Genomic DNA, 23,181 nt, shown 5'->3' on the forward strand with positions numbered 1-23,181 from the left:
TGACCCGTCCGGAGGTGATACCTAGCCTTCATGGGAGCGTTCCCACGTCCGCCCGCACCACGTTCCGTGAAGGAGAGCCATGCGGCTTTCTGTGGATTTCGCCTGCAATCGTGCCGGAACGGCGGAGCTCGCGTGGGGGCAGCGGGACATATGGCGGGCCATCGACGAGGTGGGGCCGGACAGCGCGCACTATTTCAACGTGCCCCGGCTCCTCGCCGTCCCGCGCGGGGGCGGCCCGCGCGATCCCCAGGTCGTGGCGGCCGCCCTGACCGAGGTGATGGGCCGCCACGACGCCCTGCGATCCCTGGTACGGCTCGGCGCGGCCGGGCCGTACCAGGAGGTGGCGGCGGCCGGGACCGTGTCGATCGAGCTGGTCGAGGCGGCACGCGGCGACGCGGACGACGCCGCGGCGGACCTCGTCGACCGCCTGGCCGGTCGATCCTTCGGCGACGGCGAGCAGCCGCTGCGCGCCGGTCTCGTGGTCTGCGACGGCGCCGCCACCCACGTGGCGCTCGTGCTCAACCACGTCGTCGCGGACTGGCGCGCGGCCGACGTCGTGGTGCGCGACCTGCGGATGCTGCTGCTCCGCGGGGCGATCACACGGCCGCCGTCGTCGCAGTTGCTCGACCTGGTGCGGGATGAGGAGACGGCGTCGGCCCGTTCCGAGCGGGTGATCGCGCAGTGGGAGGCGCTTCTCCGGACCGTGCCGTCCGCCATGTTCCCGCGAGTGGTCGGAGCGGGCGCGACGCCGAGATACGCGCGGGCCGTGCTGTCGTCGCCCCGGCTCAACCACGCCGCACAGGTGCTCGCCCGCCGCACCGGCGTCAGCACCGCCACCGTTCTGCTGGTGGCGGTCGCCATGCTGCTGCGCGAGCTGACCGGGCACGAGGTGTGCGCGATCACCCCGATCGTGCACAACCGCTTCAGCGACCGGACCCGGGACCTGGTCACCAGCCTGAACCAGCTGGGACTGTTCACCCTGGGCCCGTGCGGAAGCCTTCCCGAGACCCTGGTGAGCGCCTATCCGGCGGTTCTCGCCTCTTACCGGCGCGCCCGCTTCGACTCGCTGGCCCTGCACGCGATGATCGACCGGCTGAGCGCCGACCGGGGCGTCCCCATGTTCCCGTCGTGCTGCTTCAACGACCTGCGTCCCGGCGAGGACCCGGGCGGCGCCGGCCGCGCGGACGGGGAGTCCGAGCTGGAGTGGCTCCCCGGCACGGACAGGCGCAGCTGCGACTTCTGCGTGGCCCTGATGCGCTGGAAGGGCACGCTCGGCGTGGAGTTGAGCGCCGACACCACCCGCCTGCCCGAGGGCGAGATGGCCGCCCTGCTGCACCGGCTGGAGTCCTTCGTGGTCGGCGCGGCTCAGCCGCTCTCGTAAGGCAGCTCGACGGCGAGGGTCAGGCCGCCCTCCTCGCGCGGGGTGGCGGTGACCACGCCGCCATGGGCGTCGTTGATCGCGCGCACGATCGACAGCCCGAGGCCGCTGCCGCGCTCGGACCGCAGCCGGTTGAGCATGCGGGACCTGGCCGCGACCGGCGGCGCCGCCTTCGCCGAGCGGCCGTCTGGCCGTTTCCGGCCGCCTCGGCGTCCCACCATCCCTGCCTCGGCGAGCCCACGCCACCAGTGGCCTGTTAAATCCGCAGTCGGCTGGTGTGGGTCGGCTGGTAGGTGAAGGTCCAGCGGTCGGTGCCGGTTTTGTGGCGGGTGTAGCGGTCGGGGTGCTGGTAGCGGTCGCGGTTGTGGAATTGGCAGGCGGGTCCGAGCAGTTTGAGGTTGGTCAGGCCGCCGGTGCTCCAGTTGTCGGCGTGGTCGATCTGGCACATGGTGGCGGGTAGTGGGCAGCCGTCGATCCAGCAGGTGGCGTAGCGGGTGTAGATGGCTCGTCGTTGGGCGGGGGTGGCCAGGCGGACCTTGCGGCCCATGTCCAGCACCTGCCCCTCGGCGTCCATCACCAGCCGCACCAGGGTGCTGGTGCGGGCAAGGCGGTGCACGCTGGAAACTGGCAGCACCTGCCCGGTCGCCAGCAACAACCCCGGCACCGTCCCCAACACCGCCCCCGGCAATGCTCCCGGCGCCGTCCCTGGCAATGCGCCTGGTGACGCTTCCTGCGCCGTTCCTGCTGGCGACCGTCCACCGCGCACGTCGGTGTGGTCCTCACGCGTGTCCTGCGCATGCCGGCAGTCCCTCGCAGGCCGATGCCCGGCGTGGGCGTGATGCGCAGCGGCGTGCTCGGGAGGAGGATCCGGCCGCGCTGTCTGCGAAGGTGAACCGGCATCTGCCCCGGCCTCCCCGTAGTCGGCAGGATGGGACAAGCCCTCATCCTGGGCAGGTGCGGTGTCGGTGCTGCTCACGTCGCCGGGGTCGCCCATCTCGCTGGGGTCGCCCATCTCACCGGGGGTGCTGGTGTTGTCGGCGTCGCCGGGGTTGGTGTCTTCGACGTTGCTCTCTTCGACGTCGCCGGGGTCGTCGGCGCTTGCGGTGTCGCCGGGGGCGCTGGTGTCCTCGCTGTCCAGGCCGTCCTCCGCGCCCTCGACACCCTCCGCGCCCTCGGCGCCCTCGGCGTTCTCGGGTTTCTCGGCGTCTTCGGGGTGGTCGTTGCCGGGGGCAGCGGGTTGGAGGTCAGGGTCGGCGGGGTCGGGTTGGGGGTCGGTGGGGAGGGATTCGGCGTTGACCAGGACGAGGAGTTCGGTGGCGATCTTCTGCTCCAGCAGCGCGATGAACGCGTCGGCGTTACGCACTCGCAGCGGGCGGTCGTCGCCCTCCGCGCGTGGTTTGGCGTAGGCGTCCAGCAGGGCGCGCAACCGGGCGGCGGCCTCGCGGGGCAGGTGGAACTCTCCCTCCAGGCCTCCGCCTCGGGTGGGGCGGACCCGCAGGAACCGCCGTGCGTAGTCGGCCTGCTCGTCGCGGTCTTCCCCGTCGGGGTCGAGCACCGCGCGTAGGTAGCGGCCGGCTTTGGCCACCTCCGCCGCCCCGCCTTTGCCCGCCAACTCCAGCAGGATCGGCTCGGCCAAGGCGGCGTGCTCGTCGCTCAACTGCGCGGTGGCCATGCAGATCGCCTCCACCACCCCCGCCGCCAACCCACCCTCAGCGAACTTCTCCCGCACCCGGGGCAGACGCGCCAACTCCACCGCCAGGGTGAGCAGACGCCCAGCCCCCGCGACGCTCATCCCCGCGGCGGCGCGCAGCCAGCTGCGGGTGGAGGCATGCCCATGCTGCTTGGCCTGCCCTGCACCATGCACCCGCCGCACCCGATCCGCCAACGCACACGTGATCCGGTCCTGGGCGAACAGCAACTCCTCAGCCTCAGCACGACAGATGCCCGCATCGTCCGGCAACGGCGCCAACGCCAACGCCTGCGCCGACTCACGCAGAGAACCCACCAGCACCCACGACGACCGGCCCTTCTCTCGGCTGTCCCGACCGGCGGCGGGCGCGTCGCTGGTGTCCTCGCCGCCCGTGAGCCCGCTGTCGGTGCTGCTGTCGGTGCTGCTGCCGGTGCTGTGGTCGGTGGTGCCGGCAGCGTCGCCGAGGATCGGAAAATGCTCGCGGGCGAGCGAACCTTCGGATGACCACAGCGGGGAATCGGCCGTCAGCTGATCCCACCAGCCCTCATCCGTCTTATTCGTACGACGAGGGCGATCAGGGTCCAGATCGAACAGATCCATCCCGCCCTCCTCGATTAATTCGAAAACGTGTATGAATTCTTTCACCCCTTCTCTATGGGAAGCAACCGGCTGAGCGGATTAGTTGGAGTTGCAGGCGGTGTTCGAGTAGGCATGGGCATCCCTACATGCGGTTAATCCGGCAATATGCCGTTTCCATTTGCCGTCGGCGACGGCGTCGAGGGCAGGGCGGGGATGAACGGTCGGTCATGGCCCGAACCGCCGATGGCCCGCCCCGGCCGGATGCGGTTGACGGTCGCCCGGCCGCCGCCCCCCGTGCGCGGCCGGGCGAGGCTCACGGGTTCGGAATCACCAGGCCCAGGCCTCGGGCCCGGGACCGCCGTTGCCGATGGGCGGGAACAGCTCGTCCAGCCGGGTCAGGGTCTCGGCTGACAGCTCGGTGCGCAGCGCGGTCAGCGGCAGGTCGAGCTGTCCGGGGGAGCGCGGCCCGATGACCGGGGCGGTCACCCCGGGCCGCGACAGCAGCCAGGCGAGCGCGACCGTGGTGGGCTCCTCGCCGATCTCGGCGCAGAGCTTCTCGTAGCCCTCGATGGCCGCCCGGTGCGGCTCGACCCGCTCGGGGGCGTGCAGCACGCTGCGGCCGCCCGCGCCCTCGCGCTGCTTGCGCAGCGCTCCCGACAGCGCGCCGAAGTGCAGCGGCGAGTAGGGCAGGATCCCGATCCCGAGCTCGATCGCGGCGGGCAGCACCTCCAGCTCGACGTGCCGGGTGAGCAGGTTGTACTTGCACTGCTCGGAGACCAGGCCGAGGAAGTTCCTCCGGTCGGCCGCCGCCTGCGCGCGGGCGAGGTGCCAGCCGGCGAAGTTGGACGATCCGGCGTACCGCACCTTGCCCTGGGCGACCAGCGTCTCCATGGCCTGCCAGATCTCCTCCCAGGGCGTGTCCCGCTGCACGTGGTGCATCTGGTACAGGTCGATCCAGTCGGTTCCCAGGCGGCGCAGCGACGCCTCACAGGCGGCGATGATGTGACGGGCCGACAGTCCGCCGTCGTTCGGCCAGTCGGTCATCGGGGCGTACACCTTCGTGGCCAGCACGATCCGGTCCCGGTGGCCGGTCTTCTCGAACCAGCGGCCGATGAACCGCTCGCTCAGGCCGTCGCCGGTCTCCCGGCCGTACATGTTCGCGGTGTCGACGAAGTTGACGCCCTCATCGTGCGCCCGGTCGAGGATCGCGTGGCTCTCGGTCTCGCCGATCTGCCAGCCGAAGTTCATCGTGCCGAGGCAGATCCGGCTGACGAGCAGACCGGTCCGCCCCAAACGGGTGTATTCCATGCGGCGACCGTAGGAACCGGGGGCTGCTCTCCGTTAACCGTTCGAGCATGCTCGAATGGACGGGTGATCCGGATCGAGTTGGCCCCCGCCGATCTGCTGCGGCTCAGGTTCGCGCACAGCCCGATGGCGGAGGTGGTGGCCAGTTGCCTCGCGCTGCGCTCGCGCTCGGCGCGACTGGTCCCCGCGTCCTGGCGGGCCCGGGCCGAGCCGCTGCTGCGGGGCCTGACCACACTCCGCCCGCTGGTCCTGGGCCCCACGGGTTACGTGCCGGACTTCCTCACCCCGGCACCGCCCACCACTCGCCCGACCTTGGAGCAGGAACTGCGGGTGGTGGCCGCCACCCCGCTCGACCGGGTCGCGTCCGAGGTGGACCGGGCCTGGGCCGGGCACGGCGCGCCGCCGGAGGTCGAGCGGTTCTGGACCGATCCGGCGGGTGCGCTGGCCGTGACGGTGCGGGAGATCCGGCGCTACTTCGCAACGGTGATCGCGCCGAGCTGGCCTCGGCTGCGCGCGCTCGCGGAGGGCGAGCTGACCCGCCGCGGGCTGCTCGCCGCCGAGCGCGGGCCGCGGGCGTTGCTGACGGACCTCCACCCGCGCCTCGACTGGGACGGCGAGGCGCTGCGGCTGGCGTACGCCAAGGACGGCGAGTTCGGCCTGGACGGGCACCCGCTCACCCTGCTGCCGACCGGGTTCACCGGCACGCACGTGTACACGATGACAGACACCCCGTCGGGGCGTGCGCTGTGGTACGCGCCGCGCGGCCACGGCCGGCTGTGGGACCGGCCCGTGGCGGCCGAGCCGCCGGCGGCGCTGGCCGCCCTGCTCGGCCCGACCCGCGCGGCCGTGCTCGTCCTGCTGGCCGAATCGTCAAGCACGGGGGAGGTGGCCGCCGCCCTCCGGCTGGCCCCGGCGACCGCCTCGCACCACCTGACCACGCTCAGGGACGCCGGCCTGGTGACCGGCGAACGGGACGGCCGCAGGTTGCGCTACCGGCGCACCGGCCTCGGCGAACAGCTCGCGGGGGAGGATCAGGCGCCGTAGACGGGCTCGGGCGCGGCGGCGCCGGCGAGCAGCTTCGCCACCTCCGGCCCGATCTCCGCGGGGTCCCAGCGGGCGCCCTTGTCGGCGACCGGGCCGTGCCGGAAGCCCTCCATCACGCAGATCCGGCCGCCCTCGACCTCGAAGACCCGGCCGGTGACGTCCTTCGACTCGGCCGAGCCGAGCCAGACCACCAGCGGGGAGACGTTCTCCGGGGCCATCGCGTCGAACCCGCCCTCCCCGGGGGCGGCCATCGTCTCGGCGAAGACCTGCTCGGTCATCCGCGTACGGGCGGCCGGGGCGATGGCGTTGACGGTCACGCCGTAGCGGCCGAGCTCGGCCGCAGCGACCAGGGTCAGGCCCACGATGCCGGCCTTGGCGGCCGAGTAGTTGCCCTGTCCCACGCTGCCGAGCAGGCCCGCGCCCGACGAGGTGTTGACCACCCGCGCGTCCACCGGGCGGCCGGCCTTCGACTCGGCGCGCCAGTGCAGCCCGGCGTGCTTGAGCGGCAGGAAGTGGCCCTTCAGGTGCACGCGGATCACCGCGTCCCACTCCTCCTCCGACAGGTTCACCAGCATCCGGTCGCGGAGGAACCCGGCGTTGTTGACCAGCACGTCGAGGCGGCCGAAGCGCTCGATCGCGGCCGCCACCAGCCGCCGCGCGCCCTCGTCGGTGGCGATGTCGGACCGGTCGGCCACCGCCTCACCGCCCAGCGCGCGGATCTCCTCGGCCACCTCCTGAGCGGGACCCCCTGATCCGGTGTCCGACCCGCCCTCGCCGGACAGGCTGACCCCGAGGTCGTTCACGACGACCTTCGCGCCCTGGCGGGCGAACTCCAGCGCGTGCGCCCGGCCGAGGCCGCGCCCCGCGCCGGTCACGACCACGACTCGATCCCTGCAGATCATCTCCGGACTCCTCGATAGGCCGGCCCTCGCCTGGGCCGTTCCGCTCTGCTAGCGTAATTTCTAACAAATGTTAGATGGAAAGGTGGCGTATGGGAATCTCGACCAGCCGTCACGGCGAGGGCGTCGCCGAGGTCGTGGTGGACGCCCCGCCGGTCAACGCGCTGACCGTACGCGGATGGTTCGAGCTCGCCGACGCCGTACGGGAGGCCGGGCGTGACCCGGAGACCCGCGTCGTGGTGCTGCGGGCCGAGGGCCGCGGGTTCAACGCCGGCGTGGACATCAAGGAGATGCAGGCGGCCGGCGGGTTCGACGCGCTGGTGGGCGCCAACCGCGGCTGCTACGAGGCGTTCGCGGCGGTCTACGAGTGCGAGGTCCCCGTGGTCGCGGCCGTGCACGGCTTCTGCCTCGGCGGCGGTGTGGGGCTGGCCGGCAACGCCGACGTCGTGGTGGCCTCCGACGACGCCTACTTCGGCCTGCCCGAAGTGGAGCGGGGCGCGCTCGGCGCGGCCACCCACCTCGCGAGGCTGGTGCCCCAGCACCTGATGCGCGCGATGGTCTACACGTGCCGAAACGTCACCGCGGCCGAGTTGCACGCGTTCGGCTCGGTGCTCGAGGTCGTGCCCCGGGAGCGCCTGCGCGACGCGGCGCTGGAGGTGGCGGCCCAGATCGCCGCCAAGGACCCGTACGTCATCCGGCGGGCCAAGGAGTCGCTCAACGGCATCGACCCGGTCGACGTCAAGCGCAGCTACCGGTTCGAGCAGGGCTTCACGTTCGAGCTCAACCTCATGGGCGCCGGCGACCGGCACAGGGACGCCTTCGTCGCGGAAGGGGGCCGGTGATGGGCGCGCGGATGTCGATCGAGGAGATCGTCGGCTCGCTGGAGAGCGGCATGACGATCGGCATCGGCGGCTGGGGATCGCGGCGCAAGCCGATGGCGCTGGTGCGGGCCGTCTACCGCTCCGCGCTGACGGACCTGACGATCGTGTCGTACGGCGGGCCGGATGTGGGCCTGCTCTGCGCGGCGGGCAAGGTGCGCCGGGTCGTCGCCCCGTTCGTGACGCTCGACTCGATCGCCCTCGAACCGCACTTCCGGGCGGCCCGGCAGCGCGGGGCCGTCGAGTTCACCGAGTATGACGAGGGCATGTTCATGTTCGGCCTGCTCGCGGCGGCGCACCGGCTGCCGTTCCTGCCGACGCGGGCCGGACTCGGCTCGGACGTGATGCGGGTCAACCCCGGCCTGCGGACGGTCCGCTCGCCGTACGAGGACCAGGAGGAACTCGTCGCGGTGCCCGCGCTCACCATGGACGTGGCGCTGGTGCACATGGACGTCGCCGACACCCGGGGCAACGGCCGTTACCTCGGCCCCGACCCCTACATGGACGACCTGTTCGCCAAGGCGGCCGGGCGGTGCTTCGTGTCCTGCGAGCGGATGGTCGAGCCCGGCGAGCTGGACGGCCCGCCGCAGACGCTGCTGGTCAGCCGCATGCATGTGACCGGCGTGGTCGAGACCCCCGGCGGCGGCCACTTCACAGACTGTCACTCCAACCGCGGGAGGCAGGGCCGGGACGAGATGTTCCAGCAGCACTACGCCGCCTCGGCGGCCGACCCGGAGGCGTGGGCGGTGTTCGCGGACCGGTTCCTGTCCGGCGACGAGGCGGCCTACCAGGAGACCGTGCAGCAGTGGCGTGAGGAGGGGCGATGAGCGCGACCCGGGCGGAGATCTGCGTCGTGGCCTGCGCGGAGGCGTGGCGCGGCGACGGCGAGATCCTGGCGGCGGCGATGGGCACCTGCTCGATCCTGGGCGCCCGGCTGGCCCGGCTCACGTTCGAGCCCGGCCTGCTGACCACGGACGGCGGCGCGCTGCTGACCGCCGAGGCGGTGCCGTTCGGTGCGCCGGCAGGGGCGGTCGAGGGCTGGTTGCCGTTCCGCGAGCACCTGTGGCTGGTGCAGAACGGGCGCAGGCACGTGATGATGGGCGCCTCGCAAATCGACAGGCACGGCAACACGAACATCTCGGCCATCGGCGACTGGGCCCAGCCGAAGTCGCAGCTCCTCGGCGTGCGCGGGGCCCCCGGCAACACGATCTGCAACCCGACCAGCTACTGGATCCCCAAGCAGTCCACCCGGGTCTTCGTGCCGAAGGTGGACGTGGTCAGTGGCGTGGGCCACGACCGCGCCGCCGAGCTGGGCCCGCAGGCCGCCCGCTTCCACGACCTGCGGCGGGTGGTGACCGACCTCGCCGTGTTCGACTTCGGCACCCCCGACGGCTCGATGCGGCTGGTCTCGGTGCATCCCGGCGTCGAGGTCGAGCAGGTGCAGGCGGCCGGCGGCTTCGACCTGGTCGTGGAGGGCGATGTGCCGGAGACCCGTCAGCCCACCGATGAGGAGCTGCGCCTCATCCGCGAGGTGCTCGACCCCAAGGCACTGCGCTACCGGGAGGTGAAGGCGTGATCGGGCCGACGCTGGACACCCCGCTCACGCGGCTGACCGGCGTCCGCCACCCGGTCGTGCAGACCGGCATGGGCTGGGTGGCCGGCCCCCGGCTGGTGTCGGCGGTGGCGAACGCGGGCGGCCTCGGCATCCTCGCCTCGGCCACGATGACCGTCGGTCGGCTCGCCGCCGCCATCGACGAGGTGCGCTCGCGCACGGACGCGCCGTTCGGGGTGAACCTGCGCGCCGACGCCGGCGACGCGGGCGAGCGGGTCGACCTGCTGATCAAGAACCGGGTGAAGGTGGCCTCGTTCGCGCTGGCCCCGCGGCAGGAGCTGATCGCCAAGCTCAAGGACGCCGGGATCGTGGTGATCCCGTCCGTCGGCGCCAGGCGGCACGCGGAGAAGGTCGCCGCCTGGGGCGCCGACGCCGTGCTCGTGCAGGGCGGTGAGGGTGGCGGCCACACCGGCGCGGTCGCCACGACGCTGCTGCTGCCCCAGGTCGTGGACGCCGTCGACATCCCGGTGATCGCCGCGGGCGGCTTCTTCGACGGGCGCGGCCTGGCCGCGGCTCTCGCGTACGGCGCGGCGGGCGTGGCCATGGGCACGCGGTTCCTGCTGACCTCGGACAGCTCGGTCCCGGAGGCGGTGAAACGGACCTATCTCGGCATGTCGGAGACCGTCGTCACCCGTCAGGTCGACGGCATGCCGCACCGGGTGCTGCGCACCGAACTGGTGGACGGGCTGGAGCGGTCGGGGACGGTGTCGGGCCTGGTCCGGGCGGTGCGCAACGCCGCCCGCTTCAAGAGGATCTCCGGCATGTCGTGGCCCGCCATGGTCCGCGACGGCCTGGCCATGAAGCACGGCAAGGAGCTGAGCTGGTCGCAGGTGCTGATGGCGGCCAACACCCCGATGCTGCTCAAGGCGGCCATGGTGGACGGCCGTCCGGACCTCGGCGTCATGGCGTCCGGCCAGGTCGTCGCGCTCATCGACGACCTGCCCACGTGTGAGGAGCTGATCGACTCCATCGTGGCCCAGGCCGCCGAGGTCGTCCGCGCTCTCAGCGGGAATCTTGCCGAAACTATGTAGACCGGTCTAGTCTCGCCTCATGACGCGAAGGAACGACACGCGCGAGCGGGTCCTGCGCACGGCCGCCGGGCTCTTCCAGCGGCAGGGCTACAACGCCACCGGTCTCAACCAGGTGCTGGCGGAGAGCCGGGCGCCCAAGGGCTCGCTGTACTTCCACTTCCCCGAGGGCAAGGAGCAGCTGGCCGCCGAGGCGGTGGCGGTCGCGGGCGGCGAGCTCGGCGAGCGGATCGCCGCCGCCGTGGCCGCCGCCCCCGGCCCCGCCGAGGCCGTCGCCCGGATCGGCGACCTGCTCGCGCAGAGCCTGGAGCAGTCGGGGTTCCAGGAGGGCTGCCCGGTGGCCACGGTCGCTCTGGAGGCCGCGGGCGGCAGCGAGCCGATCCGGTCGGCCTGCGACGCGGCGTACGCCTCCTGGCTGCGCGGCCTGGCCGGCTATCTGCACGGGCAGGGCGTGGACGAGGCCGAGGCGCTCGCCGACCTGGTGCTGTCCTCGCTGCAGGGAGCGCTCCTGCTCGCCCGCGTGCGTCGCGACACCGGTGTCATCCATTCGGTCACGCGACGGATCGGCGGCCTGGTCGCCGGCGCCGCCCGGCGAGAGGGCTCAGAATGAGAATCCACCACCTCAACTGCGGCTCGATGCGGAAGATCGAGCCCACCTACGACGGCCCGGCGTCCGCGCACGCGGTGGCCCACTGCCTGCTCGCGGAGACCGACCGCGACGGCCTGGTGCTCGTGGAGACCGGGCTCGGGCTCGGCGACGTACGCGACCCGGCGACCTCGCTCGCCGCGGACTGGACGGAGATGGTCGAGCCCGTGCTCGACCCGGCCGAGACCGCCGTGCGCCAGGTCGAGCGGCTCGGCTACGCGCCCACCGACGTGCGGCACATCCTGCTGACCCACCTCGACGTCGACCACTCCGGCGGCCTGCCGGACTTCCCGGACGCCCGCGTGCACGTCCTGGAGGAGGAACTGGCCGCCGCCGTGGCCGAGGCCCCCAGCCGGCGCTACCGGCCCGCGCACTGGGCCCACGGGCCGCGCTGGACGACGTACGAGTCCGGGCCGGGCGAGGAGTGGTTCGGCTTCGGCGGCGTACGGCAGGCGCACGGGCTGCCTCCGGAGTTCCTGCTGGTGCCGCTCGGCGGGCACACCGCCGGGCACGCGGCGGTCGCCGTGCGCGACGGCGACCGGTGGCTGCTGCACGCGGGCGACGCGTACTTCTACCACGGCGAGCTGCGGGCGGGGGAACCGGAACCGCACCCGCTGCTCGACATGGTGCAGACCGGCGCGCAGGTCGACGCCGAGCTGCGGCTGCGCAACCGCGACCGGCTGCGCGCGCTCGTCCGCGACCACGCGGGCGCGGTGGAGGTCTTCTCCGCCCACGACCCCTGGGAGCTGCGCCGTTACGAGTCAACCGGCGAGTGAGCCGATCACCCGCGCCCGGTGGTCCGCCGGCGAGCCCCACGCCGTGTGCAGGGCGCGGGCCCTGCGGATCAGCAGGCTCGGGTCGTACTCGTCCGTGTAGGCGATCGCGCCGTGCACCTGCAGGGCGATCTTCGCCGCGGCGTACGCCGCCTCGGACGCCGCGGCCTTGGCCGCCGACACGTCGCGGGCGAAGTCCGGCGTGCCGTACGCCAGGGCCGCCCCGTGCACCAGCGGGCGGGCGTACTCCAGCCCGACCAGGGCGTCGGCCAGATGGTGCTTGACCGCCTGGAACTCGCCGATCGGCCGGCCGAACTGCCGCCGGGCCTTCGCGTAGTCCACCGACACCTCCAGCAGGCGGCGTCCGGTCCCCACGAGCTGCGCCGCGCACGCGAGCACGCCCATGTCGTGCGCCTCTGCGGCGGCCGCCGCCACGTGCGGTCCCTCGGCGAGCACCTCGCCCGGCGTGACGGGGAACAGCCGCCGGGCGGGGTCGAGGGACGCGCGGGCCTCGCCGGGGACGGCGGCGCGCAGCCGCTCGCCGTCCACCAGCAGCGCCAGGTCGGCGGCGTCCGCGTCCAGCGCGTACGGCACGGCAGGGGGCAGCGCGAGCGTGACCACGGCCGTGCCCTCGGCGATCGGCGGCAGCCACCGGCTCGCCAGGGCCTGTTCGCCCAGCCGGTCGAGCAGGACGGCGGCGGCCACGGTCTCGGCGTACGGCCCGGGCACGCCGTGCCTGCCGAGCTCGTGGAACGCGGTCACCAGCTCGACCGGCAGCGGCCCGGCGCCTCCGGCGGCCCCTCCCGCGGACTGGGGCACGGCGATCGCGAGCACCCCGGCCTCGGCCAGCGTGCGCCACAGCGCGAGGCCGCGCTCGCGCCGGCCGGCCGCCCAGTCGCGGACCACGCCGGGCACGGCCGCCTCGGTGAGCAGCTTGTCGAGGGTCTCGCCGAACAACCGCTGCTCGGCGTCGAGGACGAATCTCATCGGCTTCCCGCCCTCGGCAGGCCGAGCACGCGCTCGGCGATCACGTTGCGCTGGATCTCGTTGGTCCCTGCGTAGATCGGGCCGGCCAGGGAGAAGACGTATCCCTCCAGCCACTCGCCCCCCAGCTCGCCGTCCGGGCCGAGCAGGTCGAGGGCCGTCTCGTGCAGCGCCACGTCCAGCTCCGACCAGAAGATCTTGTTGACGCTGGACTCGGCGCCCGCGTCCTCCGTGCGGGAGATCGTCTCGAAGCCCTTGAGCCGGTAGGCACGCGCCTTGATCCACGCGTCGGCCACCCGGTCGCGCAGCGCGGTGTCGGCGGGGTCGCCGTGCTCGCGCCACAGCTCGACGAGACGGTCGGCGGCGGCCAGGAAGCGGCCGGGGCTGCGCAGCGTGAGCCCGCGCTCGTTGCCGGTGGTGCTCATCGCGACCTTCCACCCGGCGCCAGGCTCGCCGATCACGTCGCGGTCGGGAACGAACACGTCGTCGAAGAACAGCTCGGCGAAGGCCGGCTTGCCGTCGATGCGGCCGATCGGCCTGCGGGTGATCCCCTCGGCGTCGAGGGGGAACATGAGGTAGGTCAGCCCCCGGTGCCGTTCGGCCTCCGGGTCGGAGCGGAACGGCCCAAAGCCCCAGTCGGCGAAGGCGGCCCGCGAGCTCCACGTCTTCTGGCCGTTCAGCAGCCAGCCGCCGTCGGTCCGGGTCGCGGTCGAGCGCAGGGACGCCAGGTCGCTGCCCGCGCCCGGCTCCGACCACGCCTGGGCCCAGATCACCTCGCCGGAGGCCATCGACGGCAGGACGCGGGCGAGCTGCTCGGGCGTGCCGTGCTGGAACAGCGTGGGCGCGAGCAGGTTGATCCCGTTCTGGCTGACCCGCCCCGGCGCCCCGGCCGCGTAGTACTCCTCCTCGAAGACCAGCCACTCCAGCGGGGAGGCGTTCCGGCCGCCGTACTCCTCGGGCCACGACACCACCGACAGGCGGGCTTCGTGCAGCTCCCGCTCCCAGGCGCGGTGGGCGGCGAAGCCCTCCTCGACCTCCAGGGACGGCAGGGGAGCGGCGGGGACGTGCTCGCGGAGCCAGGCGCGCACCTCGGCGCGGAACGGCTCCACCGGCGAGAGGTCAAGATCCATCGGCGGCCGCCTTCATGCTCTTGGGGTCCATCCCGGCTAGGGAGTCGGCCGAGGTCTCGGCGTTGTGGGCGTGGGCGAGGTGGTGCAGGCCGAAGACCGAGTCCATCCCGGCGTGCATGCCCTGCAGGTCCTCGGCCTGGTTGACCGCCTTCTTGGTCAGGGCCAGGCCCATCCGCGGCATGGCGGCGATCTTCTCGGCCAGCGCGAACGTCTCGGTCTCCAGGTCGTCGCGCGGCACGACCCGGTTGACCATCCCCACCTCGTACGCGCGCCGGGCCGGCATCCGGTCGCCGGTGAACAGGAACTCCTTGGCGATCCTGGGCGGCATGACCCAGGGGTGGGCGAAGTACTCCACGCCGGGGATGCCCATGCGTACGACGGGATCGGCGAAGAACGCGTCGTCGGAGGCGACGATCAGGTCGCAGACCCAGGCGAGCATGAGCCCGCCCGCGATGCACGCGCCCTGCACCATGGCGATCGTCGGCTTGGGGATCTCCCGCCACCGCCGGCACATGCCCAGGTAGACCTCGGACTCCCGGGCGAAGCGGCTCTCGGCCCCCTCTTTGCCGACGTGGTCCCACCACAGGCCCGCCTTGCGCTCGAAGGAGACGTGGGCGTCCCTGCCGGGCGTGCCGATGTCGTGCCCGGCCGAGAAGTGCCTGCCCTCGCCCGCCAGCACGATCACCTTGACCTCGTCGTCGGCCGCCGCCCGGTAGAAGGCCTCGTCCAGGGCGTACGTCATCGCCGAGTTCTGCGCGTTGCGGTACTCCGGGCGGTTCATGGTGACCACCGCCACGGGCCCACGGCGCTCGTAACGCACCACTGTCATGCGACCCTCGCATTCTTTCTAACAACTATTTGATAGAGTAAATCACGAGACGTACGGTGAGGAGAGGGTGGGCATGCCGACCTACGTGACCGGTCACGGTCTGCTGCGCGACCGGGTGGCCGTGGTGACCGCCGCGGCCGGCACCGGCATCGGGGGCGCCTGCGCCCGGCGCATGCTGGAGGAGGGGGCGCGGGTCGTCGTCAGCGACGCCCACGAGCGCCGGCTCGGCGAGAGCCTGGCCGTCCTGGAGGAGGAGTTCGGCGCGGACACGGTGACCGGCGTGCCCTGCGACGTCACCTCGGAGGAGCAGGTGCAGAGCCTGTTCGCGGCCGCGGAGGAGCGGTTCGGTCCTGTCGACGTGGTCGTCAACAACGCCGGCCTGGGCGGCACGGCGAGGCTGGTCGAGATGGCCGACGAGCAGTGGAGCCGGGTGCTCGACGTCACGCTGAACGGCACCATGCGCTGCACCCGCGCCGCGATGACGCGCATGCAGCCGCGGGGCCGGGGGGTGATCGTGAACAACGCCTCGGTGATCGGCTGGCGGGCCCAGGAGGGCCAGGCGCACTACGCGGCGGCCAAGGCCGGGGTCATGGCGCTGACCAGGTGCGCGGCGATCGAGGCGGCGCCGTACGGCGTGCGGGTCAACGCCGTCGCCCCCTCGCTGGCCATGCACCCGCACCTGGCCAGGGTCACGACCGAGGAGCTGCTGGCCGAGCTGACCAGGAAGGAGGCCTTCGGCCGCCACGCGGAACCATGGGAAGTCGCCAACGTTATCGTCTTCCTCGCGAGCGACTACTCCTCCTACATGACCGGAGAGGTCGTCTCGGTCTCCAGCCAGCATCCCTGAGAGGTCGAACTTTCCCATGAGCCCACGACGCAGAGACGCAGAGAGCACCGCGGCAGCCCGCGCCGAGCGGCGGGCCGAGCTGCTGGCCACCGCGGCCGAGGTGTTCGCGTCACGGGGCTACGCGGCCACGACGGTCCGCGAGGTGGCGGAGGCCGCCGACATGCTCGGCGGCAGCCTCTACTACCACTTCGACTCCAAGGAGTCGATGGTCGACGAGATCCTGTCGGCCTTCCTCACCGAGATGTGGGCGGCGTACGACAAGGTGACCGGCTCCGGCCTCGGCGCGCGGGAGACCTTCGAGGCGCTGATCGTGGAGTCGTTCCGCACCATCCACCGCCACCGCCCGGCCGTCGTGATCTACCAGAACGAGTCCAAGCACCTCGCGACGAACCCGCGCTTCTCCTACCTGACCGAGTCGCAGGGGCGCTTCCGCGAGATGTGGCTGTCGGTGCTGGACCGGGGGGTCACCGACGGCGTCTTCCGGGCCGACCTCGACACCGGCCTCATCTACCGCTTCATCCGCGACACCGTGTGGCTGGCCGCGAGCTGGTACCGCGGTGACGGCCCGCTGCCGGCCGAAGAGATCGCCAGGCAGTACATAGCGATGGTCCTGGAAGGGATCCTGACAACAACCTGAGGAGTCGTGCGATGGCGGAGGCATACATAGTCGAGGCGGTGCGCACCCCCGTGGGCAGGCGCGGCGGAGGCCTTTCCGGCGTCCACCCGGCCGACCTGGGCGCGCACGTGCTGACCGAGCTCGTGAAGCGCTCCGGGGTGGACCCGGCCGCGGTGGAGGACGTGGTCTTCGGCTGCCTGGACACGGTGGGCCCGCAGGCCGGCGACATCGCCCGCACCTGCTGGCTTGCCGCCGGGCTGCCCGAGGAGGTGCCGGGCGTGACCGTCGACCGGCAGTGCGGCTCCTCCCAGCAGGCCGTCCACTTCGCCGCCCAGGCGGTGATGTCCGGCACCAGCGACCTCGTCGTCGCCGGCGGTGTGCAGAACATGTCGCAGATCCCGATCGCCTTCGCCTCGCGCGGCGCCGCCGACTCCCTCGGCTTCACCGAGGGTCCGTACGTCGGCTCGCGCGGCTGGCAGGCCAGGTACGGCAAGCAGGACGTGTCGCAGTTCCGCGGCGCCGAGATGATCGCCAGGGACTGGGACATCTCCCGCGAGGACATGGAGGCGTTCGCCTTCGCGTCGCACCAGCGGGCGATCCGGGCGATCGACGAGGGCCGGTTCGACAGGGAGATCGCCCCTCTCGAGGGCGTCACCGCCGACGAGGGCCCCCGCAGGGACACCTCACTGGAGAAGATGGCGGGCCTGAAGACCCTGGAGGAGGGCGGGCGGCTGACCGCCGCCGTCGCCTCGCAGATCTCCGACGGCGCGGCCGCCCTGCTGATCGCCTCGGAGCCCGCGGTGAAGGCGCACGGCCTGCGGCCCCGGGCCCGGATCCACCACCTGTCGGCCCGCGGCGAGGACCCCATCCGCATGCTGTCCGCGCCCATCCCCGCCACGGCGTACGCGCTGAAGAAGACCGGCATGTCGATCGACGACATGGACGTCGTCGAGATCAACGAGGCGTTCGCGTCGGTCGTGCTGGCCTGGCTCAAGGAGACCGGCGCGGACCACGCCCGGGTCAACCCCAACGGCGGCGCGATCGCGCTCGGCCACCCGCTCGGCGCCACCGGCGTCCGGCTGATGACCACCCTGCTGCACGAGCTCGAGCGCACCGGCGGCCGGTATGGCCTGCAGACGATGTGCGAGGGCGGCGGCCAGGCCAACGTGACGGTGATCGAGCGCCTCTAGCTCCATCGCGTCCGGCGAGTGCCGCGCCGGCGCCCGCCGATTCCGGGGCGCGGCGCCCGGCGCGGTAACCTCAACCGTCCTAACGCTGTTTGGGAGCACGGATGGCCTGCACGCACGACCGCATCACGACGACCCGCGCCGACAGGGGGATCCCGCGATGAGCACCGCCACGGATGAGGCGGCCCGCCGCCGCACGTTCGCGGTGATCAGCCACCCGGACGCCGGAAAGTCCACGATGACCGAGGCGCTGGCCCTGCACGCCTCGGCGATCACCCAGGCGGGAGCCGTGCACGGCAAGGCCGGCCGGCGCGGCGTGACGTCCGACTGGATGGAGATGGAGCGGGCCCGCGGCATCTCCATCACCTCGGCCGCGCTGCGCTTCGACTACCGCGGCCACGTGTTCAACCTTGTGGACACCCCCGGCCACGCGGACTTCTCCGAGGACACCTACCGCGTGCTGGCCGCGGTCGACTGCGCGGTCATGCTGCTCGACGCCGCCAAGGGCATGGAGCCGCAGACCATGAAGCTGTTCGAGGTCTGCCGCCACCGCCGCATCCCCGTCATCACGTTCGTCAACAAGTGGGACCGGCCGGGCCGGGAGCCGCTTGAGCTGCTCGACGAGATCGAGGAGCGCACCGGCCTGCGTCCCACGCCGGTCACCTGGCCGATCGGCAGCGCAGGGAACTTCCACGGCGTGGTCGACCGGATGGAGGGCCGCGCGGTTCGCTACACCCGCACCCCCGGCGGCGCCACCAAGGCGCTGGAGACCGAGCTGACCCCCGAGCAGGCCGCCGCCGAGCTCGGGGCCGACTGGACCCGCGCGGGGGAGGAGAGCGACCTGCTCGCCGCGATCGGCGCCGAGCACGACCAGAAGGCGTTCGAGGCGCACGAGTCCACGCCGGTGCTGTTCGGCGCGGCGCTGTCCAACTTCGGCGTGGCCCGGCTGCTCGACGTGCTCGTCGACCTCGCCCCCGCCCCGGCGCCCCGCCCGGACGTCGAGGGAGCGGTCCGGCCGCTGGACGCGCCGTTCTCCGGCCTGGTCTTCAAGGTGCAGGCCAACATGGATCCCGCCCACCGCGACCGCATCGCGTTCGTCCGGGTCTGCTCCGGCCGGTTCGAGCGCGGCATGGTGCTCACCCACGCCGCCAGCGGCCGCCCCTTCGCCACCAAGTACGCCCAGTCGGTGTTCGGCCAGGAGCGCGCCACCATCGACGAGGCGTACCCGGGAGACGTGGTCGGGCTGGTGAACGCCACCGCGCTGCGGCCCGGGGACACCCTCTACGAGGGGAAGCCGGTGGAGTTCCCGCCCATCCCGAGCTTCGCCCCCGAGCACTTCGCCGTGGCCCGGTCCCGGAGCACCGCCAAGGCCAAGCAGTTCCGCCGCGGCATCGACCAGCTCGACGGCGAGGGCGTGATCCAGGTGCTCCGCTCCGACCTGCGCGGCGACCAGGCCCCCGTGCTCGCGGCGGTCGGGCCCATGCAGTTCGAGGTCGTGCAGCACCGCCTGGCCACCGAGTTCGGCGCGGAGATCATCCTCGACCGGCTGGAGTACACCCTCGCCCTCCGCACCGACGCCGAGTCGGCGGAGGTCCTGCGGCGCCAGCGCGGCGCGGAGGTGCTGACCCGCAGCCGCGACGAGGCCCTGCTCGCGGTCTTCACCGACCAGTGGCGCATGCGCTCCATCCAGCGCGAACACGAGGGCCTCACCCTCGAACCGCTGATCGCCGGCCAGGCCCACCCCGGCCCGACCGGCTGATCCGCCGTACGCGCGGGGGCCGGATCACACGGCCGCCGCGAACAGGGCATTCGCCTCGGCGACGGCGCGGGTGAGGGCGTGCGGGTCCGGGCGTAGCGCGGCCACGACGGCGTCGACGTCGCGCAGGCCGGCCCGCTCCAGCAGCCGCTTCTCGTTGGTGACCCATTCACCGCGGGCGGCGAGGACCGCGTGGGCCGTCTGCATGGCGGCGGTGGCGAGGGCCCCGGCGACTTCGGTGGCCAGACCGCGCGCGGCGTAGGCGGACCCGGCGTACTGGAGGGTCATGGCCGCCCGGTCGCGCCACATCGGCGGGGCCGACCTGCGCAGGGGCGCTGGGAAACCGGGCCGCGGCAGGGCGCCGCGCAGGACCCGGTTGACGGCCAGCTCGGCCACCACCAGGTAGCTGGGGATGCCCGCGAGATGGAACATCAGCGGTTCCCAGTGGAAGCGGCCCTGCTCGGCCTCGGCGAGCTCGTGTTCGACGACGTCGAGGTCCCGGTAGTGCACGTCGGCGCGGCGGCCGTCGATGGTCAGCCACGCGCCGCCGTTGAAGACGCCGCCACCCCAGCCGCCGATCTCGGAGACCTCGCCCTCCCAGCCGACGGCACGCAGGTCGGCCGGGTCGAAGGGGCCGCGGTAGTAGAGGGCGAAGTCCCAGTCGCTGCCGGGGGTGTGGGTGCCCTGCGCGCGGGAGCCGCCGAGGGTGACGGCCCGGACGCCCGGCAGGGCGGCGAGGCGGTCGGCGACGTGATCGAGGAACGCCTGATCGGTCATGGAAGATACCGTTTCTCGTGAGACGTGGAAGGACAGGCGGCACCAAGGCCGGAGCAGTGCTTCAACGGCCTCGTCCGGACGGGAAACCCACGTTGTCACTTCACGGCCCTGATCTTACCTGCCGAGCGGCGTATCACTCCTGGCGGACCTGAGAGCCTCCGGGCATGATTGGATCTTCATTCGGCTGTGCGTGAGTGGGGACTGTGAGCAGAAGGACCGAGTATCTGGCCGCGCGGGGGCTCGACCCCGAGAGCATCCGGCGCCGGCTTGAGGGCGGCGACGAGGGGTATCCCCGCACGCTGGATGACGACCTGCACGAGGCCGCCTACGAGGGCGTCGCGGAGGCGATCGAGGTGCTCGTCGCGCACGGCGCCGACGTGGAGTCGTCCGGCGTTTAGGGGACACCGCTGTGGACCGCGGTCTGCCGGGGGCACCGGGACGCGGTCGCCGCGCTGCTGCGGGCCCACGCGGACCCCTGGCGGCCGGTCGCCGCCGGCCGCTCCGCCGGGGACATCGCGCTGACCGGGCCGCTGGCCGGTCTGTTCGCCGCCCTGCCCGGCGCTCCCGCTACGGACGTCGGCCTGCTGCGTCGGCAGGCGGAAGCGGACGTCCTCGTCGCCGCGTACGACTCCTGGGAGACCTACTGCGGCGAGGGCGACGGCTTCGCGTTCGTCGCGGGCATCGACGAGGACACCGCCATCCGCCGGCTCGGCCTGGACCCGGCCGGCTGCCCGCTGGCGGACGAGGACGAGTACATGGACGTCGGCCCGTCCATCGGCGCGACCGCACTCTGGCTGGGCCGGCCGCCGGGAAGCGCCGGTGTCGTGGTCTACAGCGCCATCAGCTTCGACCCTGGAGCCGAGGAACTGTGGGGTCCGCTCAGCTCGCCGGGCCCGGCCGTCAGCATCGTCACCAACATGATCGTGGACACCACGATCGAGGTCTGGCGGGACGGCGCCGAGGGCCGTTACCTGCGGTCGTTGCAGCAGCCCGAAGACGACATGCTCCCGGAGGAGTGGCTGTGCCGCTTCTACGACCACTCACCCGGCTCACCCGGACTCGCCCGCGGACTGGCCCTCGCCACCCTGCTGACCGGTGTCCAGGTGACCGAGGACTGGCTGTTCCGCGCCCCCAAACGCCTCGTCATCCTGCCTGGATGACCTGGCCGCCTTCCCCCAGGCGTACGGGAAGGCGGGCGAGTCGCCAGGAGAACGGGAGGAACTGCCGGTCGAGATCCTCCGGCGCGACGGCGAGTTCGAGCCGGGGGTAGCGGCGCAGCAGCGCGCCGAAGGCCACCTCGCCCTCCTGCCGGGCCAGCGCCGCGCCCAGGCAGTAGTGCAGGCCGTGGCCGAAGCCGACGTGGACCTCCTTGTGCCCGTCGGGCTCACGGGTGATGTCCAGACGGTCGGCGTCGTCGAAGCGCCGGGGGTCGTAGTTGGCGGAGACCAGCACCGCCATCACCGGCTCGCCCCTGCGCACGGTCATGCCGCCGAACTCGACGTCCTCGGTCGCGTACCGGATGCGGGTGCCCTGGACGGGCCCGCACCAGCGCAACAACTCGTGCACGGCGCGCGGCAGCAGTGCCGGGTCGGCCCGCAGCGCGGCGAGCTGGTCCGGGTGGGTCAGCAGGGCGGTGGTGCCGTTGCCGATCAGGTGAGCGGTGGTCTCGTGCCCGGCGAGGACGAGCGTGAGGACCATGGTGACCATCTCGGTGTCGGTCAGCCGGTCGCCGTCCTCGTCGTGGGCGCGGATCAGGCCGGTCAGCAGGTCGCCGGCCGGCTTGGACCGGCGGCGGGCGATGAGCTCTTGGATGTAGGTCACCATGTGCCGCAGCGGCTCTGCCATCGCTCCGGGCTGGAGCGAGACCAGGCTCCTGCCCCACTCCCGCCACAGCGGGCGGTCCTCCTCGGGGATGCCGACCAGCTCGCAGATGACGGTGATCGGCAGGGGGTAGGCGAAGTGCTCGATCAGGTCGGCGACGCCGTCCTCGGCATGGCCGGGCAGCCGGTCGAGGAGGTCCTCGGCGATCTGCTCGACGCGGGGCCGCAGCTCCGCGACGCGGCGGGCGGTGAAGGCGCGCGAGACCAGCCGGCGCAGCCGGAGGTGGTCGTCGCCGTCGGAGTCGAGGACGCTGTCCAGGATGTACGCGGCGTACTCGCGGGGGATCCCCCGGGCCTCGATGAGCTGCTCGCGGATGTTGTGCACGTTCGCTCCCGGCACGTTGGCCGGGTTGTTGACGAACCGGCGGTCGCTCAGCACGGTCTTGACGTCGTCGTATCGCGTGACGAGCCAGACCGGGGAGTCCAGGCCGGGGAAGGAGCCGCGCACCATCGGGGCCTGCTCCCGCAGACGCGAGTAGCCCCCGAACGGATCGCGCACCAGGTCCGCGTCGAACAGGTTGACGGGTCCTGCCGTGCTGGAAGTGCTCATGCCTACCTCCACGTGTCAGGTGCGTTTGTGCCGGTGGATCTCCTCGTTCAGCCGGTCCAGCAGGCGCTGGTAGATCTCGTTCACCCGCGGCGCCGCCGCCCGGACGCTCTCGGGCGGCCCAGGGAGCTCGAAGGCCGCGCGGACGACATGAGCGATCATGTCGGCGTTGTCCTCCAGTGCGGGCACGGTGGACGGCGACAGAGGCTCGATCGTGACGAAGCCGGTCAGGATCGACTCGTACGCGTGGACCTGGAGGGCCGGGGACTGCTCGGTGCGGACCAGGCCGTGCTCGCGCAGCACCTCGACGTGCGCCAGGAGCGCGTGGTCGCGCACGTCGAGCAGGTCGGGCACGTTCTCGGCGGCGCTCCTGCTCAGCGCGCCGAGGGTGTCGTCGTCGCCGAGGAGCGTCGCCCGGAAGACCGGCTCCTCGTGCACCCACAGGTACGCCGACCTGGCCGCGCTGCTGAGCAGGACCGCGGAGGGGTCGGCGCGCACGCCGGCGGCGAGACGCTCGATGATGCGGGCCTTGGCCCGTATCAACACCGCGAGGAAGAGCAGCTCCTTCGTGCTGAAATGCAGGTAGACGGTGCCTTTGCCGACGCCCGCCCGCCGGGCCACGTCCTCGACCGTGATGCGCGGGTATCCCCAGGCCACCAGGAGCTCGCCGGCGGCGTCCAGGATGCGCTCGGCCCGCCGCTCGCGCTCCCGCCGGGGGGAGGCGGGGCCCGCCGGCCGGGAGTCGAGGTCCGTCACCGCGCCCCCTCCGCCGCAGTCGTGACCGAGATGACGATTC

The 23,181-nt window shown here is 72.7% G+C and carries 24 protein-coding genes; 14 read left to right on the top strand and 10 right to left on the bottom strand.

Annotated elements, in window-relative coordinates:
• The first annotated feature begins 79 nt into the window (after nucleotides 1-79).
• Nucleotides 80-1,381, top strand: a complete 1,302-nt coding sequence (locus FLW16_RS32515; RefSeq protein WP_142563957.1) for a condensation domain-containing protein — start codon at nucleotides 80-82, stop codon at nucleotides 1,379-1,381.
• Here the strand turns inward: FLW16_RS32515 and FLW16_RS44710 are convergent.
• From FLW16_RS44710 to FLW16_RS32530, 3 genes are all read right to left on the bottom strand, one after another.
• On the bottom strand, nucleotides 1,366-1,599 hold the full coding sequence (locus FLW16_RS44710) for an ATP-binding protein (RefSeq protein WP_221891400.1): 234 nt from the start codon (nucleotides 1,597-1,599) through the stop codon (nucleotides 1,366-1,368). The genes FLW16_RS32515 and FLW16_RS44710 overlap by 16 nt on opposite strands.
• Before the next feature lie 35 nt (nucleotides 1,600-1,634).
• Nucleotides 1,635-3,668 carry a DUF222 domain-containing protein gene (locus FLW16_RS32525; RefSeq protein WP_142563958.1) on the bottom strand — a complete coding sequence of 678 codons (2,034 nt, stop codon included), beginning with the start codon at nucleotides 3,666-3,668 and terminating at the stop codon, nucleotides 1,635-1,637.
• Nucleotides 3,669-3,974: 306 nt separating this feature from the next.
• Nucleotides 3,975-4,955, bottom strand: a complete 981-nt coding sequence (locus FLW16_RS32530) for an aldo/keto reductase (RefSeq protein ID WP_142563959.1) — start codon at nucleotides 4,953-4,955, stop codon at nucleotides 3,975-3,977.
• Between the two features lie 63 nt (nucleotides 4,956-5,018).
• Between FLW16_RS32530 and FLW16_RS32535 the strand changes: the two genes are divergently transcribed.
• Nucleotides 5,019-5,996: a helix-turn-helix transcriptional regulator gene (locus tag FLW16_RS32535; RefSeq protein WP_142563960.1), complete on the top strand. Its 978-nt coding sequence runs from the start codon at nucleotides 5,019-5,021 to the stop codon at nucleotides 5,994-5,996.
• On the opposite strand, the gene FLW16_RS32540 is transcribed toward FLW16_RS32535, so the two are convergent.
• Nucleotides 5,984-6,898 (bottom strand): SDR family oxidoreductase, encoded by a 915-nt coding sequence (locus FLW16_RS32540; RefSeq protein ID WP_142563961.1) that lies wholly within the window; start codon nucleotides 6,896-6,898, stop codon nucleotides 5,984-5,986. The two genes, FLW16_RS32535 and FLW16_RS32540, sit on opposite strands and share 13 nt — an antisense overlap.
• A gap of 89 nt (nucleotides 6,899-6,987) precedes the next feature.
• Between FLW16_RS32540 and FLW16_RS32545 the strand changes: the two genes are divergently transcribed.
• Genes FLW16_RS32545 through FLW16_RS32570 form a run of 6 tightly spaced genes read left to right on the top strand, consistent with a single transcriptional unit; the run spans nucleotide 6,988 to nucleotide 11,835 of the window.
• Nucleotides 6,988-7,737 (top strand): enoyl-CoA hydratase family protein, encoded by a 750-nt coding sequence (locus FLW16_RS32545; RefSeq protein WP_142563962.1) that lies wholly within the window; start codon nucleotides 6,988-6,990, stop codon nucleotides 7,735-7,737.
• Complete coding sequence (locus FLW16_RS32550) at nucleotides 7,737-8,600, top strand: CoA transferase subunit A (RefSeq protein WP_142563963.1); 864 nt, start codon at nucleotides 7,737-7,739, stop codon at nucleotides 8,598-8,600. The genes FLW16_RS32545 and FLW16_RS32550 overlap by 1 nt, the downstream gene beginning before the upstream one ends.
• Nucleotides 8,597-9,349 (top strand): CoA-transferase subunit beta, encoded by a 753-nt coding sequence (locus FLW16_RS32555; RefSeq protein ID WP_142563964.1) that lies wholly within the window; start codon nucleotides 8,597-8,599, stop codon nucleotides 9,347-9,349. Before FLW16_RS32550 ends, FLW16_RS32555 begins: the two co-directional genes overlap by 4 nt.
• Nucleotides 9,349-10,416 carry a nitronate monooxygenase family protein gene (locus FLW16_RS32560; RefSeq protein WP_260615825.1) on the top strand — a complete coding sequence of 356 codons (1,068 nt, stop codon included), beginning with the start codon at nucleotides 9,349-9,351 and terminating at the stop codon, nucleotides 10,414-10,416. The genes FLW16_RS32555 and FLW16_RS32560 overlap by 1 nt, the downstream gene beginning before the upstream one ends.
• 19 nt (nucleotides 10,417-10,435) lie before the next feature.
• On the top strand, nucleotides 10,436-11,023 hold the full coding sequence (locus FLW16_RS32565) for a TetR/AcrR family transcriptional regulator (protein ID WP_142563965.1): 588 nt from the start codon (nucleotides 10,436-10,438) through the stop codon (nucleotides 11,021-11,023).
• Nucleotides 11,020-11,835, top strand: a complete 816-nt coding sequence (locus FLW16_RS32570; protein WP_142563966.1) for an MBL fold metallo-hydrolase — start codon at nucleotides 11,020-11,022, stop codon at nucleotides 11,833-11,835. The genes FLW16_RS32565 and FLW16_RS32570 overlap by 4 nt, the downstream gene beginning before the upstream one ends.
• On the opposite strand, the gene FLW16_RS32575 is transcribed toward FLW16_RS32570, so the two are convergent.
• Genes FLW16_RS32575 through FLW16_RS32585 form a run of 3 tightly spaced genes read right to left on the bottom strand, consistent with a single transcriptional unit; the run spans nucleotide 11,821 to nucleotide 14,775 of the window.
• A complete protein-coding gene (locus FLW16_RS32575) occupies nucleotides 11,821-12,819 on the bottom strand; it encodes an acyl-CoA dehydrogenase family protein (protein ID WP_142563967.1) in 999 nt (332 codons plus the stop codon). The two genes, FLW16_RS32570 and FLW16_RS32575, sit on opposite strands and share 15 nt — an antisense overlap.
• On the bottom strand, nucleotides 12,816-13,946 hold the full coding sequence (locus FLW16_RS32580; RefSeq protein ID WP_142563968.1) for an acyl-CoA dehydrogenase family protein: 1,131 nt from the start codon (nucleotides 13,944-13,946) through the stop codon (nucleotides 12,816-12,818). The genes FLW16_RS32575 and FLW16_RS32580 overlap by 4 nt, the downstream gene beginning before the upstream one ends.
• Nucleotides 13,936-14,775 carry an enoyl-CoA hydratase gene (locus tag FLW16_RS32585; RefSeq protein ID WP_142563969.1) on the bottom strand — a complete coding sequence of 280 codons (840 nt, stop codon included), beginning with the start codon at nucleotides 14,773-14,775 and terminating at the stop codon, nucleotides 13,936-13,938. Before FLW16_RS32585 ends, FLW16_RS32580 begins: the two co-directional genes overlap by 11 nt.
• 73 nt (nucleotides 14,776-14,848) lie before the next feature.
• Here FLW16_RS32585 and FLW16_RS32590 point away from each other — a divergent pair, with 73 nt between their 5' ends.
• The 4 genes from FLW16_RS32590 (at nucleotide 14,849) to FLW16_RS32605 (ending at nucleotide 19,184) form a co-directional block, all read left to right on the top strand.
• Nucleotides 14,849-15,622: an SDR family oxidoreductase gene (locus tag FLW16_RS32590; RefSeq protein WP_142563970.1), complete on the top strand. Its 774-nt coding sequence runs from the start codon at nucleotides 14,849-14,851 to the stop codon at nucleotides 15,620-15,622.
• 16 nt (nucleotides 15,623-15,638) lie between these two features.
• Nucleotides 15,639-16,259: a TetR/AcrR family transcriptional regulator gene (locus tag FLW16_RS32595; RefSeq protein WP_142563971.1), complete on the top strand. Its 621-nt coding sequence runs from the start codon at nucleotides 15,639-15,641 to the stop codon at nucleotides 16,257-16,259.
• An 11-nt stretch (nucleotides 16,260-16,270) separates the two neighbouring features.
• The gene (locus FLW16_RS32600; protein ID WP_142563972.1) at nucleotides 16,271-17,428 is read left to right on the top strand and encodes an acetyl-CoA C-acetyltransferase; all 1,158 of its coding nucleotides are present in this window, start codon (nucleotides 16,271-16,273) and stop codon (nucleotides 17,426-17,428) included.
• A 157-nt stretch (nucleotides 17,429-17,585) separates the two neighbouring features.
• A complete protein-coding gene (locus FLW16_RS32605; RefSeq protein WP_142563973.1) occupies nucleotides 17,586-19,184 on the top strand; it encodes a peptide chain release factor 3 in 1,599 nt (532 codons plus the stop codon).
• Nucleotides 19,185-19,208: 24 nt separating this feature from the next.
• Here FLW16_RS32605 and FLW16_RS32610 read toward each other — a convergent pair whose 3' ends face one another.
• Nucleotides 19,209-19,958, bottom strand: a complete 750-nt coding sequence (locus tag FLW16_RS32610; RefSeq protein ID WP_142563974.1) for a nucleotidyltransferase domain-containing protein — start codon at nucleotides 19,956-19,958, stop codon at nucleotides 19,209-19,211.
• A gap of 203 nt (nucleotides 19,959-20,161) precedes the next feature.
• On the opposite strand from FLW16_RS32610, the gene FLW16_RS32615 reads away from it, so the two are divergent.
• Both FLW16_RS32615 and FLW16_RS32620 read left to right on the top strand, forming a co-directional pair.
• Complete coding sequence (locus FLW16_RS32615; protein ID WP_142563975.1) at nucleotides 20,162-20,356, top strand: ankyrin repeat domain-containing protein; 195 nt, start codon at nucleotides 20,162-20,164, stop codon at nucleotides 20,354-20,356.
• A gap of 357 nt (nucleotides 20,357-20,713) precedes the next feature.
• Complete coding sequence (locus tag FLW16_RS32620; protein WP_142563976.1) at nucleotides 20,714-21,118, top strand: hypothetical protein; 405 nt, start codon at nucleotides 20,714-20,716, stop codon at nucleotides 21,116-21,118.
• Here the strand turns inward: FLW16_RS32620 and FLW16_RS32625 are convergent.
• On the bottom strand, nucleotides 21,102-22,388 hold the full coding sequence (locus FLW16_RS32625) for a cytochrome P450 (RefSeq protein ID WP_142563977.1): 1,287 nt from the start codon (nucleotides 22,386-22,388) through the stop codon (nucleotides 21,102-21,104). The genes FLW16_RS32620 and FLW16_RS32625 overlap by 17 nt on opposite strands.
• Nucleotides 22,389-22,403: 15 nt before the next feature.
• Nucleotides 22,404-23,141, bottom strand: coding sequence for a TetR/AcrR family transcriptional regulator (locus tag FLW16_RS44040; protein WP_185949693.1), 738 nt, complete (start codon nucleotides 23,139-23,141; stop codon nucleotides 22,404-22,406).
• Nucleotides 23,142-23,181 lie beyond the last annotated feature (40 nt).

Source organism: Microbispora sp. KK1-11, assembly GCF_006874435.1.
GTDB classification, from domain to species: Bacteria; Actinomycetota; Actinomycetes; order Streptosporangiales; family Streptosporangiaceae; genus Microbispora; species Microbispora catharanthi.